The sequence below is a fragment of the Streptomyces sp. NPDC093546 genome (assembly GCF_044765045.1).
Taxonomy (GTDB): Bacteria; Actinomycetota; Actinomycetes; order Streptomycetales; family Streptomycetaceae; genus Streptomyces.
The window spans coordinates 1-17,316 of sequence record NZ_JBIWJG010000004.1; the positions used below are offsets into that span (position 1 = coordinate 1).

At 70.8% G+C, this 17,316-nt stretch carries 16 protein-coding genes and 1 tRNA gene; 10 read left to right on the forward strand and 7 right to left on the reverse strand.

All coding sequences use genetic code 11. From position 1 onward, the window contains the following. Positions 1-212 precede the first annotated feature (212 nt). Entirely contained in the window at positions 213-2,945 is a 2,733-nt protein-coding gene (aceE, locus tag ACIRNI_RS09620) for a pyruvate dehydrogenase (acetyl-transferring), homodimeric type (RefSeq protein ID WP_403549908.1), read from the reverse strand. Positions 2,946-3,376: 431 nt separating this feature from the next. Here aceE and ACIRNI_RS09625 point away from each other — a divergent pair, with 431 nt between their 5' ends. From ACIRNI_RS09625 to ACIRNI_RS09650, 6 genes are all read left to right on the forward strand, one after another. Continuing rightward, on the forward strand, positions 3,377-3,820 hold the full coding sequence (locus tag ACIRNI_RS09625; RefSeq protein ID WP_403549910.1) for a DUF3052 domain-containing protein: 444 nt from the start codon (positions 3,377-3,379) through the stop codon (positions 3,818-3,820). A gap of 174 nt (positions 3,821-3,994) precedes the next feature. Further along, positions 3,995-4,480, forward strand: a complete 486-nt coding sequence (locus ACIRNI_RS09630; protein ID WP_355355693.1) for a peroxiredoxin — start codon at positions 3,995-3,997, stop codon at positions 4,478-4,480. Positions 4,481-4,592: 112 nt separating this feature from the next. Next, the gene (locus ACIRNI_RS09635; protein ID WP_361414016.1) at positions 4,593-5,168 is read left to right on the forward strand and encodes a TerD family protein; all 576 of its coding nucleotides are present in this window, start codon (positions 4,593-4,595) and stop codon (positions 5,166-5,168) included. A 127-nt stretch (positions 5,169-5,295) separates the two neighbouring features. Further along, positions 5,296-5,871: a TerD family protein gene (locus ACIRNI_RS09640; RefSeq protein WP_403549913.1), complete on the forward strand. Its 576-nt coding sequence runs from the start codon at positions 5,296-5,298 to the stop codon at positions 5,869-5,871. Positions 5,872-5,956: 85 nt separating this feature from the next. Continuing rightward, positions 5,957-7,099, forward strand: coding sequence for a DUF475 domain-containing protein (locus ACIRNI_RS09645; RefSeq protein ID WP_403549915.1), 1,143 nt, complete (start codon positions 5,957-5,959; stop codon positions 7,097-7,099). A 106-nt stretch (positions 7,100-7,205) separates the two neighbouring features. Beyond that, positions 7,206-7,946: a Tellurium resistance gene (locus tag ACIRNI_RS09650; RefSeq protein ID WP_403549917.1), complete on the forward strand. Its 741-nt coding sequence runs from the start codon at positions 7,206-7,208 to the stop codon at positions 7,944-7,946. A gap of 27 nt (positions 7,947-7,973) precedes the next feature. On the opposite strand, the gene ACIRNI_RS09655 is transcribed toward ACIRNI_RS09650, so the two are convergent. After that, a complete protein-coding gene (locus ACIRNI_RS09655) occupies positions 7,974-8,906 on the reverse strand; it encodes a TerD family protein (RefSeq protein ID WP_403549919.1) in 933 nt (310 codons plus the stop codon). Positions 8,907-9,084: 178 nt separating this feature from the next. Between ACIRNI_RS09655 and ACIRNI_RS09660 the strand changes: the two genes are divergently transcribed. The 3 genes from ACIRNI_RS09660 to ACIRNI_RS09670 are packed head-to-tail and all read left to right on the forward strand — an operon-like array spanning position 9,085 to position 13,615. Then, positions 9,085-10,248 carry an HpcH/HpaI aldolase/citrate lyase family protein gene (locus tag ACIRNI_RS09660; RefSeq protein ID WP_403549921.1) on the forward strand — a complete coding sequence of 388 codons (1,164 nt, stop codon included), beginning with the start codon at positions 9,085-9,087 and terminating at the stop codon, positions 10,246-10,248. Positions 10,249-10,253: 5 nt separating this feature from the next. Next, positions 10,254-12,797, forward strand: coding sequence for a phosphoribosyltransferase (locus tag ACIRNI_RS09665; RefSeq protein WP_403549923.1), 2,544 nt, complete (start codon positions 10,254-10,256; stop codon positions 12,795-12,797). Then, a complete protein-coding gene (locus ACIRNI_RS09670; RefSeq protein WP_403549925.1) occupies positions 12,794-13,615 on the forward strand; it encodes an HAD family hydrolase in 822 nt (273 codons plus the stop codon). Before ACIRNI_RS09665 ends, ACIRNI_RS09670 begins: the two co-directional genes overlap by 4 nt. Here ACIRNI_RS09670 and ACIRNI_RS09675 read toward each other — a convergent pair. The 4 genes from ACIRNI_RS09675 to ACIRNI_RS09690 form a co-directional block, all read right to left on the reverse strand. Continuing rightward, complete coding sequence (locus ACIRNI_RS09675; RefSeq protein WP_403549926.1) at positions 13,581-14,195, reverse strand: DedA family protein; 615 nt, start codon at positions 14,193-14,195, stop codon at positions 13,581-13,583. The two genes, ACIRNI_RS09670 and ACIRNI_RS09675, sit on opposite strands and share 35 nt — an antisense overlap. A 67-nt stretch (positions 14,196-14,262) precedes the next feature. Beyond that, positions 14,263-14,490 (reverse strand): zinc ribbon domain-containing protein, encoded by a 228-nt coding sequence (locus ACIRNI_RS09680; protein WP_403549928.1) that lies wholly within the window; start codon positions 14,488-14,490, stop codon positions 14,263-14,265. 45 nt (positions 14,491-14,535) lie between these two features. Then, positions 14,536-15,912 (reverse strand): hypothetical protein, encoded by a 1,377-nt coding sequence (locus tag ACIRNI_RS09685; protein ID WP_403549930.1) that lies wholly within the window; start codon positions 15,910-15,912, stop codon positions 14,536-14,538. A gap of 72 nt (positions 15,913-15,984) precedes the next feature. After that, positions 15,985-16,773, reverse strand: coding sequence for a DUF4097 family beta strand repeat-containing protein (locus ACIRNI_RS09690; RefSeq protein ID WP_403549932.1), 789 nt, complete (start codon positions 16,771-16,773; stop codon positions 15,985-15,987). A gap of 220 nt (positions 16,774-16,993) precedes the next feature. Here ACIRNI_RS09690 and ACIRNI_RS09695 point away from each other — a divergent pair. After that, positions 16,994-17,068, forward strand: a tRNA-Val gene (locus ACIRNI_RS09695). Between the two features lie 68 nt (positions 17,069-17,136). Here ACIRNI_RS09695 and ACIRNI_RS09700 read toward each other — a convergent pair. Then, positions 17,137-17,229 carry an integrase gene (locus ACIRNI_RS09700; protein ID WP_403549933.1) on the reverse strand — a complete coding sequence of 31 codons (93 nt, stop codon included), beginning with the start codon at positions 17,227-17,229 and terminating at the stop codon, positions 17,137-17,139. Between the last annotated feature and the right edge of the window lie 87 nt (positions 17,230-17,316).

Consider the following 17,316-nt stretch of genomic DNA (forward strand, 5'->3'; position numbering starts at 1 on the left):
CGGCCCCGAACCGCTGCAAGCTCCCCAGCCCTCATACAGCCAGCGAACTACCAGACACCCCACGTGACAAGACCAGCTAACAAAGCACTACTAGGGGCGTGGGGGGGGACGCGGTCCCCCCGCCGGAGCACCTGCCGCCGGAGCACCTGCCGCCGGAGCACCTGCCGCCGGAGCACCTGCCGCCGGGGCAGCCGGGCCGCTCGCGGGGACGCCTACGCGTCGCCGCCGGCCGCGCCCGGGTCCGCCGCCGACACGTCGAGGAGCTGGTAGCGGTCGATGGCCTGCTTCAGCGCCGAGCCGTCCACCTTGCCCGCCCTCGCCAGCTCGGTCAGTACCGCCAGCACGATCGACTGCGCGTCGATGTGGAAGTACCGCCGTGCCGCCCCGCGCGTGTCCGCGAAGCCGAAGCCGTCCGCGCCCAGCGAGGTGTACGGGCCCGGCACCCAGCGCGCGATCTGGTCCGGAACCGACCGCATCCAGTCGGAGACGGCCACGAACGGCCCCTCCGCGCCGGACAGCTTCCGCGTCACGTACGGGACGCGCTGCTCCTCCTCCGGGTGCAGCAGGTTGTGCTCGTCCACCGCGACGGCCTCGCGGCGCAGCTCGTTCCACGAGGTCGCCGACCACACGTCGGCGCGTACGTTCCACTCCTCGGCGAGGATCCGCTGCGCCTCCAGCGCCCACGGCACGGCGACACCGGACGCCATGATCTGCGCCGGGATCGAGCCCGCCTCGCCCGCGCCGATGCGGTGCAGGCCCTTGAGGATGCCCTCCACGTCCACGTCCGCCGGCTCGGCCGGGTGCTGGATCGGCTCGTTGTAGACGGTCAGGTAGTAGAAGACGTCCTCGCTCTCCGTCCCGTACATCCGGCGCAGGCCGTCCTTGACGATGTGCGCGATCTCGTAGCCGTAGGCCGGGTCGTAGGCGACACAGGCCGGGTTCGTCGAGGCGAGCAGCTGCGAGTGGCCGTCCGCGTGCTGCAGGCCCTCGCCGGTCAGCGTCGTACGCCCCGCGGTCGCGCCCAGGACGAAGCCGCGCGACAGCTGGTCGGCCATCTGCCAGAACTGGTCGCCGGTCCGCTGGAAACCGAACATCGAGTAGAAGACGTACACCGGGATCAGGTGCTCGCCGTGCGTCGCGTACGCCGACCCGGCGGCGATCAGCGAGGCCGTGCAGCCCGCCTCCGAGATGCCGTCGTGCAGCATCTGCCCGGTCGGCGACTCCTTGTACGCGAGCAGCAGCTCGCGATCGACCGCCTCGTACTGCTGTCCCAGCGGGTTGTAGATCTTGGCGCTCGGGAAGAAGGAGTCCATACCGAACGTGCGGTACTCGTCGGGCGCGATCAGCACGAACCGCTTGCCGAGCTCCTTGTCCCGCATCAGGTCCTTCAGCAGGCGGACGAACGCCATCGTCGTCGCGATCGACTGCTGCCCCGAGCCCTTCTTCACCGCCGCGTACGCCTTGTCGTCCGGCAGCGTCAGCGGCCTCGCCCGCACGACCCGGGTCGGGACGTACCCGCCCAGCGCCCTGCGGCGGTCGTGCATGTACTGGATCTCCTCGGACTCCGGGCCCGGGTGGTAGTACGGCGGGAGCCCGTCCTCGAGCTCCTTGTCGGCGATGGGCAGGTGCAGCCGGTCGCGGAAGCGCTTCAGGTCGTCGACCGTCAGCTTCTTCATCTGGTGCGTGGCGTTGCGGCCCTCGAAGTTCGGGCCGAGCGTCCAGCCCTTGACCGTCTGCGCCAGGATCACGGTCGGCTGGCCCTGGTGCTCCACGGCCGCCTTGTACGCCGCGTAGATCTTCCGGTGGTCGTGGCCGCCGCGCCCCAGCATCAGGATCTGGTGGTCGGTCATGTTCTCGACCATCGCGCGCAACCGGTGGTCGCCGCCGAAGAAGTGCTCCCGGATGTACGCGCCGGTCTCCGTCGCGTACGTCTGGAACTGTCCGTCGGGTGTGGTGTTCAGCTTGTTGACCAGGACGCCGTCTCGGTCCTGGGCCAGCAGCGGGTCCCAGGAGCGGTCCCAGATCAGCTTGATCACGTTCCAGCCGGCGCCGCGGAACTGCGACTCCAGCTCCTGCATGATCTTGCCGTTGCCGCGCACCGGGCCGTCGAGGCGCTGGAGGTTGCAGTTGACGACGAAGGTCAGGTTGTCCAGGCCTTCGCGGGCGGCGATCGACAGCTGGCCGAGCGACTCCGGCTCGTCCATCTCGCCGTCGCCCAGGAACGCCCAGACGTGCGACTTGGAGGTGTCCGCGATCCCGCGCGCGTGCATGTAACGGTTCATCCGCGCCTGGTAGATCGCGCCGATCGGGCCGAGGCCCATGGAGACCGTCGGGAACTCCCAGAAGTCCGGCATGGACCGCGGGTGCGGATACGACGACAGGCCGTTGGGGTACTTCGACTTCTCCTGGCGGAAGCCGTCGAGCTGCGTCTCGCTCAGCCGGTCCAGCAGGAACGCGCGGGCGTAGATGCCGGGCGACGCGTGCCCCTGGAAGAAGATCTGGTCGCCGCCGTCGCCCTGGTCCTTGCCGCGGAAGAAGTGGTTGAAGCCCACGTCGTAGAGGGACGCGGAGGAGGCGAAGGTGGCGATGTGCCCGCCGACACCGATGCCCGGGCGCTGGGCGCGGGAGACCATCACCGCGGCGTTCCAGCGGGTGGCGTTGAGGATCTTGCGCTCGATCTCCTCGTTGCCGGGGAAGAACGGCTCGTCCTTGGTGGCGATGGTGTTCACGTAGTCCGTGCTGCGCATCTCGGGCACGGCCACGCGCTTCTCGCGGGCCCGCTCGATGAGGCGCAGCATCAGATAGCGGGCCCGCTCACGGCCGCGCGCGTCGATGGCGGCGTCGAGCGAGTCCAGCCATTCCTTGGTCTCCTCGGGATCGAAATCCGGGACCTGGCTGGGAAGGCCGCCAATGATGATCGGGTTGCGATCGGATCCGGAAGCCACGCTGTTCCTTCTGGTCGGTGGAGCCTACGGGGGAGAGCCGGTAGTACGGTCGCGCCGCCACCATCGTCTACCCCGTGGAGGCAATCGTCATCTCTACTGTGAGGTAACCCCAGGGGGACTCCCGGACCAAGATCCGGGGGTGAATCGCAACCTTACGCCCGATTCGGTCCCGCGTTCGGCGCGGTGATCGATCCACCGCGGGCGCCAGGAGGGAGCAGAAGCCCCTAAAGTGGGTCAAGAGTCGCGGTTGCATGACGGGCGCGGGTGGAGCGGTACCTGGAGTTGGGGCGAGACGGCCCCAAAAGTCACCGTTTCGGCGGTCTCGACCGCCGGGTACTTGCGCGATCCGCCCAGCACGTGTGGACTACGGCCAACGCCTCGCGTACGCGCGCGGCCGAAGCATTTTCCAAAATACGATCAGGAGGCAAGCCGTGAGCGCGACCGCGGACCACGCGGAGGAGCGGACCAACCCGGCAGCGAAGCTGGGGTTCGAGCCCGGACAGGTGGTCCAGGAGATCGGCTACGACGACGACGTCGAGCAGGAGCTCCGTGAGGCAATCGAGGCCGTCATCGGCCAGGAACTCGTCGACGAGGACTACGACGACGTCGCCGACGTCGTGCTGCTGTGGTTCCGTGACGAGGACGGCGACCTCACGGACGCGCTGGTGGACGCCATCGGTCTGATCGACGAGGGTGGGGAGATCTGGCTCCTGACGCCCAAGACCGGCCGGGACGGCTACATCGAGCCCAGCGACATCAATGAGGCCGCCCAGACCGCCGGCCTCTCCCAGACCCGGAGCATCAGCGCGGGCAAGGACTGGACCGGCAGTCGGCTGATCACGCCGAAGGCGGCGAAGACCGGCACCAAGCGCTGACCCCCCCCGATCACTCGAGAGCTCTCAGGGCCCCCGCCGACACCGTCGGCCGGGGGCCCTGTGCGTAGGCTGGACCCGGCCGGAGCCCTCCGCCCGGCCTGGCCCCGCTTACCGGAAGCCACCCGGAAGTCACCGGCAGCCCACAGGCAGCCCACTGGAAGGGATTGCGTTTTCATGACGATCGAGGCGACCCGTGCCGCCGAGGCGCTCACCGTCGGCACCAAGGCCCCCGACTTCGAGCTGAAGGACAACCACGGGCGCACCGTGCGGCTGTCCGACTTCCGCGGCGAGAAGAACGTGGTGCTGCTCTTCTACCCGTTCGCCTTCACCGGCGTGTGCACGGGTGAGCTCTGCGCGCTCCGCGACGAGCTGCCGGCCTTCGTCAACGACGACACCCAGCTGCTGGCCGTCTCCAACGACTCCATCCACACGCTGCGGGTCTTCGCCGAGCAGGAAGGCCTGGAGTACCCGCTGCTGTCGGACTTCTGGCCGCACGGCGAGGTGTCGCGCGCGTACGGGATCTTCGACGAGGACAAGGGGTGCGCACTGCGCGGCACCTTCATCATCGACAAGGAGGGCGTGGTGCGGTGGACCGTCGTCAACGCCCTGCCCGACGCCCGTGACCTGAACGAGTACATCAAGGCGCTCGACACCCTCTGATTCTTCAGGCCAAGAGCCTGCTCGTCTCGGGAACCGGTCACTAGGATCCAGTCGTTGATCCGATGCCAACGCACGACGGGGGCGCTGCCCCTGGAAACCAATGGAGGGACTCGTGGGAGTCAGCCTCAGCAAGGGCGGCAACGTCTCGCTGACCAAGGAGGCCCCGGGCCTGACGGCCGTCACCGTCGGTCTGGGCTGGGACGTCCGCACCACCACCGGGACGGACTTCGACCTCGACGCCAGCGCCATCCTGACCGGCGAGGACGGCAAGGTCCGTAACGACCAGGACTTCGTGTTCTTCAACAACCTCAAGAGCGCCGACGGCTCCGTCGAGCACACCGGTGACAACCTCACCGGTGAGGGCGAGGGCGACGACGAGCAGATCAAGGTGAACCTCGCGGGCGTGCCCGCCGACGTCGCCAAGATCGTCTTCCCGGTGTCGATCTACGACGCCGAGAACCGCCAGCAGTCCTTCGGCCAGGTCCGCAACGCGTTCATCCGCGTCGTGAACCAGGCCGGCGGCGCCGAGATCGCCCGTTACGACCTCAGCGAGGACGCCTCGACCGAGACCGCCATGGTCTTCGGCGAGCTGTACCGCCACGGCACCGAGTGGAAGTTCCGCGCCGTCGGCCAGGGTTACGCCTCGGGCCTGCGCGGCATCGCACAGGACTTCGGCGTCAACGTCTGAGTCCGCGCCGACACCCGCCGCGCAGTCTCGTCCGGCGCCGCACGCTCTTCCGCGTGCGGCGCCGCACGTGCCTCACGCACCAGTACAGGCAGTACACGGCAGTACACCTCAGGGGAGGACCACCGTCATGGGCGTCACGCTCGCCAAGGGAGGCAATGTCTCCCTCTCCAAGGCCGCACCCAACCTCACCCAGGTGCTGGTCGGGCTCGGCTGGGACGCGCGCTCCACCACCGGAGCGCCCTTCGACCTCGACGCCAGCGCGCTGCTCTGCCAGAACGGCCGGGTGCTGGGCGACGAGTGGTTCATCTTCTACAACAACCTCACCAGCCCCGACGGCTCCGTCGAGCACACCGGCGACAACCTGACGGGCGAGGGAGACGGCGACGACGAGTCCCTGATCGTGGACCTCTCCAAGGTGCCCGCCCACTGCGACAAGATCCTCTTCCCGGTCTCGATCCACGAGGCCGACAACCGCGGCCAGACCTTCGGTCAGGTGAGCAACGCGTTCATCCGCGTGGTCAACCAGGCCGACGGCCAGGAACTGGCGCGTTACGACCTCAGCGAGGACGCCTCCACCGAGACCGCGATGATCTTCGGCGAGCTTTACCGGTACGGCGGCGAGTGGAAGTTCCGTGCGGTGGGGCAGGGGTACGCGTCGGGGCTCCGGGGCATCGCTCTAGACTTCGGCGTCAATGTTTCCTAAAGCACTGCTCCGGGTCGGTTCAAAACCCGGCGCGCACGGCGCGGGGGAGTCCCGTACCCGTACTTAAATCACGATGGGGTAGCCAGTGGTTCTGAAAACCTTCGGCTGGTCGTTCGCCGTCACGGCGCTCGGCCTTGCATTCGCCGCCTGGCAGTGGGGGTGGGAGGCGTTCGGGGTCGTACTGATCCTGTCGATCCTCGAGATCTCGCTGTCCTTCGACAATGCGGTCGTCAACGCCGGAATCCTCAAGAAGATGAACGCCTTCTGGCAGAAGATCTTCCTGACGATCGGCATCCTGATCGCGGTCTTCGGCATGCGGCTGGTCTTCCCCGTCGTCATCGTCGCCATCAGCGCCAAGGTCGGTCCGATCGAAGCGGTCGAGCTGGCCATGAATGACGCCGAGCGGTACGAGGACCTCGTCACCGACGCGCACGCCGCGATCGCCTCGTTCGGTGGCATGTTCCTGCTGATGATCTTCCTCGACTTCATCTTCGAGGACCGTGACATCAAGTGGCTCGGCTGGCTGGAGCGCCCGCTCGCCAAGCTCGGCAAGGTCGACATGCTGTCGGTCTGCATCGCGCTGATCGCGCTTCTGCTCAGCGCCATCACCTTCGCCACCCAGGCGCACACCAGCACCGGCCATGTCGACAAGTCCGCCACGGTGCTCCTCTCCGGCGTCGCCGGCCTGATCACGTATCTGGTGGTCGGCGGTCTCTCGGGCTACTTCGAGAACAAGCTGGAGGAAGAGGAGGAGCGCGAGCACGAGGAAGAGGAGAAGGCCAAGAAGGCGGGCAAGCCGGTCTCCGCGGTCGGCCTGGCCGGCAAGGCCGCCTTCTTCCTCTTCCTGTACCTGGAGGTGCTGGACGCGTCGTTCTCCTTCGACGGCGTCATCGGTGCCTTCGCCATCACCAACCACATCTTCTGGATGGCGCTCGGCCTCGGCATCGGCGCCATGTACGTCCGGTCGCTCACCGTCTACCTGGTCCGCCAGGGCACCCTGGACGACTACGTCTACCTGGAGCACGGCGCGCACTACGCGATCGGCGCCCTCGCCGTGATCCTGCTCATCACCATCCAGCACGAGATCAGCGAGCTCATCACCGGCACCGTGGGTGTGTTCCTGATCGCCGCCTCCTTCCTCTCCTCCGTCCGCCGCAACAAGCGGCTGGCGGCCGAAGGGGGAGCGGGACCGGACGACAAGAAGGCCAAGGTCCCGTCCGGAGTGTGACGACCGCGGCAACGAGGAACGCTCTGAGCGGGGCGGCCGGGTGCTCCCGGCCGCCCCGCGGCGTATGCAGGGGTTGGCGACGACGAGTGACGACGAGGGGCGGGGCATGGCCTTCTGGGACAACCTGTGGCGGAACAACGCGGCGCAGTTCGACTCCGGCAGCGCCGCGACGAACTCCATCGACCTGACCAAGCGGCGCCCGTCGGTCTCGCTCACCAAGCAGGGCGCCGCCACCGGAAACCTGCGCGTCAACCTCTCCTGGCGGATGCGCACCTCCGACATCGAGGGCCGTTCCAAGCAGAGCGGCCGGCTGCTGCGGCACCCGTCCAAGCTGTTCAAGCCGGAGGTGGTCCAGGCACACACCCAGGGCGTGGCCAATGTGGACCTCGACATCGGCTGCCTGTGGGAGATGGCCGACGGCAGCAAGGGCGTCGTCCAGCCGCTGGGCAGCTTCTTCGGCGACCTCAACGCGGCGCCGTACGTGAAGCTCAGCGGTGACGACCGCTTCGGCGCGCCGTCCGGCGAGACCATCTTCGTCAACCTGGACCATCGCGACGCGATCAAGCGGCTGCTGTTCTTCGTCTACATCTACGACCAGACGCCGGCTTTCGACCGTACGCACGCGAAGATGACGCTCTACCCGAGCAACGGCCCGCGCATCGAGATAGAGCTCGACGAGCGGGCCCCGCAGGCCCGCTCCTGCGCGGTGTTCCTGCTGGAGAACGTCAAGGGCGAGTTGACGGTACGGCGGGAGGTGCGGTTCGTGTACGGCTTCCAGGCCGAGCTGGACCGGCTGTACGGGTGGGGCCTGCAGTGGGGTCGCGGCTTCAAGGCAGGCAAGGCCTGAAGCCGCTCCTCTCAGGTCCCGCTCATCTCAGGTCCGTACGAACTGGGGCCCCATCGGCGGCAGCCGGAAACCCGGGTCCGGCGCGGGGGCCGCGGCGGCGGCCGGCTGCGGATAGCCATGCGCGGGCTGCGGCGAGGGCGCCGAGCCGGGCTGCGGATACCCGTAAGCCGGGGCCGGGGCGGGAGCCGACGTCGGCTGGGGCGAAGGGGCCGAAGACGGCTGCGGGTAGCCGTACGCCGGGGGCGAGGCGGGAGCCGGGGGCACGCTCGGCGCCGGAGGCGCATCGAGTACGGGTACGGGGGCCTGCACCTGGGTGGGTGCCGCCGCGGATGCCGCCGGTTCCGGTGTCGCCGCCCGGGGCTCCGGCTGCTCGCTCGCCGCCGCCGGCTCCGCACCCGCCGGCTCCTCCTCGTCGACCGAGATGCCGAACGCCGTCGCCAGGCCGATCAGACCCGTCGGATAACCCTGCCCCACCGCACGGAACTTCCAGCCATCCCCGCGCCGGTACAGCTCACCACAGATGATCGCGGTCTCCTCGCCCGTCTCCGGCTTCACCTCGAAGACGGCCAGCGGCTCCCCGGCCGCGCCCGCGCCCGCGTCGTACAGCAGGATCCGCAGGTCCCGTACGCGGTCGAAGGTGTCCCCGTCCGACGACGCCGCCAGCACCACCTGGTCCACCGACGCGTCCAGCCCCGACAGATCGGCCTCCACCGTGTCGGTCAGGCCCTCCGCCACACGCTTCTTCGGCAACCGCCTGACCAGGCCGGAGGGATGGCGCGGCTGGTTGTAGAAGACGAAGTCCTCGTCCGAACGCACCCGACCGTCGGTGCCGAGCAGCAGGGCGGAGGCGTCCACATCGGGGACCCCGGGACCGGGGGTCCAGCACAGTACGGCCCGTACGGCCGCGGCGTCGAGCGGGACGTTCGAGCCCTTCAGCATGGCGTGCGTCATGCCCGCCATCCTGCCTGGCGTCCCACGGACCGGACAACGCGGGGGCGGGGGAGTGCGGACGCACAGAGGGGCGATAAGCAGACGAGTTACCTGAAGTTCATGCCGGCGGGGAACCCACGACACCCGTCTCTACGTACTATTACCGGCCACATGTCATCACGGCCCTCAGGGCAGTTCGGGGAGTTATATGCGTCATTTCGGGCACATCCCGCCCGCTGCCCGGGCCGGACTCTTCCACCGGCAGCCGTGCGAGTTCACCGCGGACTCCCCGGCGAAGGTGCTGGCGGCGGCGCTCGGGGCCACCCTCTACAGTCCCGCCACGCGTCCGCACCTCGCCGACGACGTACTGAAACAGGTGGGGCGCGGGGTCGTATCGATGGTGCTGTGCCTGGAAGATTCCATTGATGACGGTGAGGTCGAAGCGGCTGAGGAGAACCTCGTCCGGCAGCTCACCGCCCTCCAGGCGCGTGGCGCGGAAACACCCCTCCTCTTCGTCCGGGTCCGCGAGCCCGCCCAGATTCCGGACCTCGCGCGGCGGCTCGGCGACGCCGGCCGACTGTTGTCCGGATTCGTACTACCGAAGTTCACGGAGGAGCGTGGCGCGGCGTTCCTGGAGGCGCTCACGGACGCCGAGGTCGCCTGCGGGCGGCGGCTGTTCGCCATGCCCGTCCTCGAATCGCCCGAGCTGCTCCATCTGGAGACCCGCGCCGAGACGCTGACCGGCATCGGCCGGATCGTCGACAAGTACCGCGACCGGGTGCTGGCACTGCGGCTCGGGGTGACCGACTTCTGCTCCGCCTACGGGCTGCGCCGCTCGCCCGACATGACCGCGTACGACGTGCAGATCGTGGCGGGCGTGATCGGCGACGTGGTGAACGTGCTGGGCCGCTCCGACGGCACCGGCTTCACCATCACCGGGCCGGTGTGGGAGTACTTCCGGCTCGGCGAGCGCATGTTCAAGCCACAGCTGCGCCGCAGCCCCTTCATGGAGCAGCGCGCCGACGAGCTGCGCACGGCGCTGATCGAGCACGACCTGGACGGGCTGCTGCGCGAGATCGAGCTGGACCGCGCCAACGGCCTGCTCGGCAAGACCTGCATCCACCCGTCGCACGTGATGCCGGTGCACGCGCTGTCCGTCGTCAGCCACGAGGAGTTCAGCGACGCCCAGGACATCCTGCGACCGGAGCGGGGCGGCGGCGGAGTGCTGCGCTCCGCGTACACGAACAAGATGAACGAGGTGAAGCCGCACCGCGCCTGGGCCGAGCGGACCCTCCAGCGCGCCGAGGTGTTCGGCGTCGCGAAGGAGGACGTCGGCTTCGTGGAGCTGCTCACCGCCGGACTGGGCCTGTGAGGGCCGTGAGGGGGAACGACGACGTGGTGTGGACGGGCACGTGGGTGGCCGAGCGGCTGGGCGTCGAGCTGGACGGGGACCCCGCGCTGCGCGAGCTGCTGGGCCTGGCCCTGCGCCGCAACCCCAAGCGGGCGCACCTGCTCGTCTCGAACGTGCTCGGCAAGCACGTACCGCAGAGCCCGACCGTGGTGTGGCGTTCCGGTTACGACCTCGGCGTCCGCGTCCGCGACCTGCTCGGGCCTGACGAGGCCCGGCGCGCGGTCGTCCTCGGTTACGCGGAGACCGCGACCGGCCTCGGCCACTCGGTCGCGGACGGGCTGGGCGTCGCGCCGTACCTGCACTCCACGCGCCGCCCGGTGCCTGGCGTCCCGCGCGCGGGCGGTTTCGAGGAGTCCCACTCGCACGCCACCTCGCACCTCCTGCTGCCCGAGGACCCGGAGCTGCTGGCGGGCGGCGGGCCGCTGGTGCTCGTCGACGACGAGTTCTCCACCGGGAACACCGTGCTCAACACGGTGCGGGCCCTCCACGAGAGCCACCCGCGCGACCGCTACGTGATCGTGGCCCTGGTCGACATGCGCTCGCCCGCCGACCGTGCCCGGCTGTCCGCCTTCGCCACCGAGATCGGCGCCCGGGTGGACCTGGTGGCGCTCGCCTCGGGCACCGTGCGCCTGCCGGAGGGCGTACTGGAACGGGGCCAGGCGCTCGTCGCGGCGTACCCGACCGCGTCGGCGGCGCCCGGCACCGTGAGCCCCGGCGCGGTGGGCACCGGCGCGGTGCGCCGCGTGGACCTCGGCTGGCCCGCCGGGGTACCCGACGGCGGCCGCCATGGCTTCACCCCCGAACACCGCGCCCGCCTCGACGCGGCGCTCCCCGCCATGGCGGAACGCCTCGCGGAGGGGCTGGACCTGCCGGCGGCCGGGGCCCCCGCAGCGGCTGGCGCCGATGCCGGTGCCGGTGCGCGGCCGCGCCGCGTGCTCGTCCTCGGCTCCGAGGAGCTCATGTACGCGCCCCTCGCGCTCGCCGTCGCCCTCGAGCGGCGGGGCGGGGACGCCGAGGTGCGGTACTCGACCACGACCCGCTCGCCCGTGCTCGCCGTCGACGACCCCGGCTACGCGATACGCACCCGGCTCGTCTTCCCCGCCCACGACGACCCTGCCGACGGGCCCGGCGACCGGTACGCCTACAACGTCGCGGGCGCCGGCTTCGATGCCGTCGTCGCCGTGGTCGACTCCGCCGCCGACACGCCCGCCCTGCATGCCCCGGACGGGCTGCTGGCCCAACTCGCCGCGCACATACCGCGCGTCGTCCTCGCCGTCGTACCGTCGTACGTACCGTCGCCCGTAACCCCGCCCGTTCCTTCGCACGTACCGTCGTACGACACCGCACCCGAATCCGAAACGGTCCCCATGCTGCCCGAGCCCCTGCGCGGCCCCGCCTTCTCCTCCTACGCCCCGGACGAGGTCGGCTGGCTCCTCCAGGACCTCTCCGACGTCGAGCTGGAGGCGCCCACCGAGGAGCGCGAGGAGGCGATCCAGAGCGGCGGCGCGCACTACGCCGAGTCGCTGCCCGTCGAGTACCAGCCGACACCGCAGTACCAGGAGCTGTACCGGGCCGCGCTCACCACCTCCGCGGCGCGCATCGCCCGCGCCGTCGGCACCGTCACCGAGACCGTCCTCGCGGAGCGGTCGCCGCGGCCGGTGCTGGTCTCGCTCGCGCGCGCCGGCACGCCCGTCGGCGTCCTCATGCGCCGCTGGGCGCACCACCGCCACGGCCTGGACCTGCCCCACTACGCCGTCTCCATCGTGCGCGGCCGCGGCATCGACGCCAACGCCCTGCGCTGGCTCGCCGCCCACCACAACCCCGCCGACGTCGTCTTCGTCGACGGCTGGACCGGCAAGGGCGCCATCACCCGCGAACTGGCCGAGGCCCTCCGCGACTTCCCGGGCTTCGACCCGGAGATCGCGGTCCTCGCCGACCCCGGCTCCTGCGTGCGCACCTACGGCACCCGTGAGGACTTCCTCATCCCCTCCGCCTGCCTCAACTCCACCGTGTCGGGGCTGATATCGCGCACCGTGCTCCGCGCCGACCTGGTCGGCCCGGCCGACTACCACGGCGCCAAGTACTACCGCGACCTCGCCGCGGCGGACGTCTCCCACGACTTCCTCGACACCGTCGCCGCCCGCTTCGAGGAGGTCACCGACGCCGTCGACGCCGACGTCAAGGAGCTCCTCGCCACCGACCGGACCCCGACCTGGGCGGGCTGGGCGGCCGTCGAGCGGATCAGCGAGGAGTACGGCATCCACGACGTCAACCTCGTCAAGCCCGGCGTCGGGGAGACCACGCGCGTCCTGCTGCGCCGCGTCCCCTGGAAGATCCTCGCCCAGCGCGGCGCGGGCGCCGACCTCGACCACGTACGCCTCCTCGCCCACCAGCGCGGCGTACCGGTCGAGGAGGTCGACGGCCTGCCGTACACCTGCGTCGGCCTCATCCACCCCCAGTACACGCGGGGCGCCACCGGCGCCGACGGCAAGGCGGTCTCGGGCCGATGACCGTGACGATGGTCGCCAGCGACCTCGACCGCACCCTCATCTACTCGCCCGCCGCCCTCGGCCTGACCATGCCGGACGCAGAGACGCCGCGCCTGCTCTGCGTCGAGGTCTACCAGCACAAGCCGCTGTCGTACATGACCGAGGCCGCCGCCACGCTCCTCGCCGACCTGCCCCGGCACGCCGTCTTCGTCCCGACCACCACGCGCACGCGCGAGCAGTACCACCGGATCAAACTCCCCGGCCCGGCGCCCGCGTACGCGATCTGCGCCAACGGCGGGCACCTCCTCGTCGACGGCGTCACCGACGCGGGCTGGCAGCGCACGGTCGCCGGCCGCCTCGCCGACGAGTGCGCCACGCTGGAGGAGGTCCGCTCACATCTGCTGGCCGCGGCCGACCCCGCCTGGCTGCTCAAGGAGCGGGTCGCCGAGGACCTCTTCGCCTACCTCGTCGTCGAACGCGCCCTGCTGCCGGCGGGCTGGGTGAAGGAGCTCGCCGAGTGGGCGGAGGCGCGCGGCTGGACGGTCTCCCTCCAGGGCCGGAAGGTGTACGCCGTGCCGAAGCCGCTCACCAAGAGCGCGGCCATGCGGGAAGTGGCCCGCCGCACCGGCGCGTCCCGCGTCCTGGCCGCGGGGGACTCCCTCCTCGACGCGGACCTGCTGCTCGCCGCCGACCGGGCCTGGCGGCCGGGCCACGGGGAGCTCGCCGACACGGGCTGGAGCGCGGAACACGTCGACGTGCTGGAGGAGAAGGGCGTCGTCGCGGGCGAGGAGATCCTGCGCCGCTTCATCCGCTCCGCCGCGCTCCCCTACCCGGCCTGAGCAGCCGTACGGTCACGAAGACGACGGCCGCGCCCGCTGCCGCCACCAGCACGGCGGTGGAGTAGAGGGAGACGTAGCGGGTGACGTCGGCCCAGTTGTCGCCGAGGGCGTAACCGGCGAGCACGAAGGCGGTGTTCCAGATCGCGCTGCCGGCCGTCGTCAACACGAGGAAGAGGGGGAGGGGCATCCGCTCCACCCCGGCGGGCACGGAGATGAGGGAACGGAAGACCGGAATCATCCGCCCGAAGAACACCGCCTTGGCGCCGTGCCGGGCGAACCACGCCTCCGTCCGCTCGATGTCGGCGGCCTTCACCAGCGGCAGCCGGGCGGCGAGGGAGACCGTACGGTCCCGGCCGAGCGCCGCCCCGGCCCCGTACAGCGCGAGCGCGCCGATCACCGAGCCGGCGAGGGTCCACAGCAGCGCGGCGGCGAGGCTCATCCGGCCGGTGGCGGAGGCGAAGCCGGCCATCGGGAGGATCACCTCGCTCGGGATCGGCGGGAAGAGGTTCTCCAAGGCGATGGCCAGTCCGGCGCCGGGTGCGCCCAGCGTGTCCATGAGGCTGTTGATCCAGCGTTCCATGGAGCCACGCTAGGGACCGGCGCCTGAAGGGATCCTGAAGCCGTACCCGCCGGCCGGGAGCCGCCCGCTAGCCGCAGCACCCGCCGCCGCAGCACCCTCCGCCACCGCCGGCGGCCTGTGCGGGCGCGGAAGCGGCGCCCTTCGAGGCGACGCCGCCGACGGCGACGGTCGACAGCAGCTTGACGGTGTCGTCGTGCCCGGCGGGGCAGGCGGCGGGAGCGGAGGACTCGGCCATGGGCCGGTTGAGCTCGAAGGTGTCGCCGCAGCTGCGGCAGCGGTATTCATAACGAGGCATGGACCCAGGTTAACGAGGTGCACGCCCGAGCGGAGCCCGTCCGGCTCAGGCCCCGCGCCTGCCCGCGCCCGCGGCCCCGCCGCCCCCGGCGCGCTCCTCCCTGATCAGCTCCACCACGCGCGCCACGGCAGCCCGCACGGCCTCGGTCTCCTTCAGGAAGTGCCAGTAGTCGGGGTGGCGGCCCGCCTCCAGCCCGGCGACGGCCCGCTCCAGCCGGGCGACCGAGTCGTCCAGGGGGCGCGCGTGGCGGGGGTCCGGGGTGGTGCGGCCGGCCATGGCGAGGCGCTGGGCGTCGCGGATCGCGAAGCGCGTGCGCTCGATCTCCTGCTGAGGGTCCGCCGCCACGGCATCGAGCCGCCGCAGCCGCTCACCGGCGGCCGATACGGCTTCGTCGGTGCTGTTCAGCAGCGCCCGTACCGTACCGAGGAGCGCGGTGGCGTCCGCCCAGCGCTGCTCGGCGTGAGCCTTGGCCGCCTCTTCCAGCCTCTCCTCCGCCTGCCGGACACTGTGCGCCGCCTGCTCGGGGACCGGCTGGAGGTCCTGCCAGCAGGCGACGGTGAACCGGCGGCGCAACTCGCTGAGGACCGGCTCCACGGCGGCCGTGCGGGTGGCGAGCGCCTGAGCGCGGGTGCGGAGGGAGACGAGCCGCTTGGCCATCTCGGCGGCACGCTCGGGCAGCCGCTCGGCCTCCCCGCGTACCGCCTCGGCGTCGCGTACGACCCGGTCGGCACGCTGCAGCGTCTCGGCGACGCCGTGCCGGCCCGCGCCCTCGTTCAGCTTGGTCAGCTCCGGGGCCAGGGAGGCGAGCCGCGCCGCCAGATCGTCCGCCCGCATACCGGAGGCGCGCACCGCGTCGAGCGCGGTGCTCGCGGACAGGAGCGCCGCCCGCGCGCGCTCCACCGCCGGCGCCAGCCGCGACAGCTGCGTCTCCGCCTGGTCCAGCAACGGCCGCAGCCCCTGCTCGAACCGGTCCAGCTCGCCCTTGACCCGTACGAGCTCGTCCTTGGCGCGGTTCAGTTCGCCCCGCGCCCGGGCGGCGGTGGAGCCGTCGAGATCGTCCCGGTCCAGGTCGTACGCGTCCACCGCCGTGATGTACGCGTGGCTCACCTCGTCGATGCGCCGCCCGAGCGCCGCGAAATCGTCCACGGCCCGCCGCGCGGCCGGCGATCCGTCGACCGCCGTGATCGTCTCCACCGAGATCCGCAGGTCCCGCTGCGCGCTGTCCAGGTCGTAGAACGCCGCGGCCGCTGCGTCCTTGGCCGCTTGGGCATCGGCCCGCCCGTTGTCGCCACGCCCGCCGAACCAGCGCCGGGTGCCGCCGCCCGCGAAGGCGGCCGGCGCGGCGGCGATCAGAAGCGGCACCGGCAGCAGCACCAGCGCGAGGACGTCCGCCGCGTACCGCCGCGCGTGTGTCGCCGTCACATCCCGCTCCCGTGCCGTGTCCGCCCCTGCCCGGTCATTCTCCCACCAGGTAAGGACGAACACACGGCCCGTTCAGTTCGCGGAGTCCGCCGTCCGCACGGTGATGTTCCCGTTGTCGCTCCGCGCCTTGACTATGTGCGCGCTGCTCCCGTCGTGGGGCACGTCGACCTTCACCTCGCCGTTATCACTGCGCGTCTCGACGGCGTACGCGGTCTTCCCGCGCGGGAGCTCGACGGTGATCTCGCCGTTGTCGCTGGTGGTCTCCACACGCTGAGGCACCGCCCCGAACGCGAGCCGCACCGCCCCGTTGTCGGCCCGCGCGATCACGCTCTTCGACGCGGCCCGATCCACCACTATCTCGCCGTTGTCGCTCTGCAGCTCCAGCGGCCCGGTGGCGTCCTCCACCTTGATCAGGCCATTGTCGGCCTGCACCTTCAGCGCCGTACGGAACCCGTCGGCGCTCACGGTCCCGTTGTCGCCCTGCACGGTGACGGCGACGCCGCGCGGCACCTTCACCTCGTGCCGCGACCGGCAGTCGCTGATCATCGCGCGGCACTCCAGGCGCAGCGTGAGCTTCCCGCCCTCCAGCCGCCAGCTCGCCGTGGGCCCCTCACCTGCGACGACCCACCCGTCGACCTGTCGGCTGACCTCCACGTCCTCCACATCGGCCGGCACCAGCACCAGCTCGGAGTCCTCCGAGTCGATGGTCAGCGCCTCCCCCTCGAACGCGAACACCTTCCTCTCGACCGGTGCCCCCGCCAGATCGGCCTCACCACACCCGGTGACCCCCACCGCGACGAGCGCGGCTCCGCCGACGGCGATGAACGTACGGATACGGCGGCGCGTACGGCGTCCGGCCACGATGAACCCCCAGGTAGAGCTGCTGTGTCCCCTTAACGCTACGTAACCGCACATCCGCCCGCGATCCGGGGACCCACCCTTCCCGGGGTGGGGACAACCCCCGTATCCCGCTGTCGCCGGCCAGCTCATGCCACGCCTTATGCCACGCCTCATGCCCCGCCTCAGGCCATGGGTTTGCAGGACACACCAGGGAGCCATGTACGCTGTTGCCTCACTCCACGGGTGCGTAGCTCAGGGGTAGAGCGCTGCTCTTACAAAGCAGATGTCGGCGGTTCGAAACCGTCCGCGCCCACCAGTACGAAGGCCCCCAGTCGATCATGGCTGGGGGTCTTTGACGTCCGTACCCGACATCGACGGCCGTAGTCACTGGCGGCCGGGACGCCTCCTGAGCAACCGGCCCATGTGGCTGACCGCCTCGCGCTGCGCGTCCCGGACGACGTACGTGTACACGTTCATGGTCACCGCCATCTGCACGTGACACCCCTGACCGCGCCCCGAGCTCACGCGGTAAGAGTTTCTCCGCGAGCCGGCCCACGCCGTCTT

What these genes read in the sequence shown, in the direction of transcription:
- ACIRNI_RS09630 (WP_355355693.1), top strand. Translation starts at nt 3,995, where the DNA reads ATGACGATCGAGGCGACCCGTGCCGCCGAGGCGCTCACCGTCGGCACC.
- ACIRNI_RS09640 (WP_403549913.1), top strand. Translation starts at nt 5,296, where the DNA reads ATGGGCGTCACGCTCGCCAAGGGAGGCAATGTCTCCCTCTCCAAGGCC.
- ACIRNI_RS09650 (WP_403549917.1), top strand. Translation starts at nt 7,206, where the DNA reads ATGGCCTTCTGGGACAACCTGTGGCGGAACAACGCGGCGCAGTTCGAC.
- ACIRNI_RS09655 (WP_403549919.1), bottom strand. Translation starts at nt 8,906, where the DNA reads ATGGCGGGCATGACGCACGCCATGCTGAAGGGCTCGAACGTCCCGCTC.
- ACIRNI_RS09660 (WP_403549921.1), top strand. Translation starts at nt 9,085, where the DNA reads ATGCGTCATTTCGGGCACATCCCGCCCGCTGCCCGGGCCGGACTCTTC.
- ACIRNI_RS09670 (WP_403549925.1), top strand. Translation starts at nt 12,794, where the DNA reads ATGACCGTGACGATGGTCGCCAGCGACCTCGACCGCACCCTCATCTAC.
- ACIRNI_RS09675 (WP_403549926.1), bottom strand. Translation starts at nt 14,195, where the DNA reads ATGGAACGCTGGATCAACAGCCTCATGGACACGCTGGGCGCACCCGGC.
- ACIRNI_RS09680 (WP_403549928.1), bottom strand. Translation starts at nt 14,490, where the DNA reads ATGCCTCGTTATGAATACCGCTGCCGCAGCTGCGGCGACACCTTCGAG.
- ACIRNI_RS09700 (WP_403549933.1), bottom strand. Translation starts at nt 17,229, where the DNA reads ATGAACGTGTACACGTACGTCGTCCGGGACGCGCAGCGCGAGGCGGTC.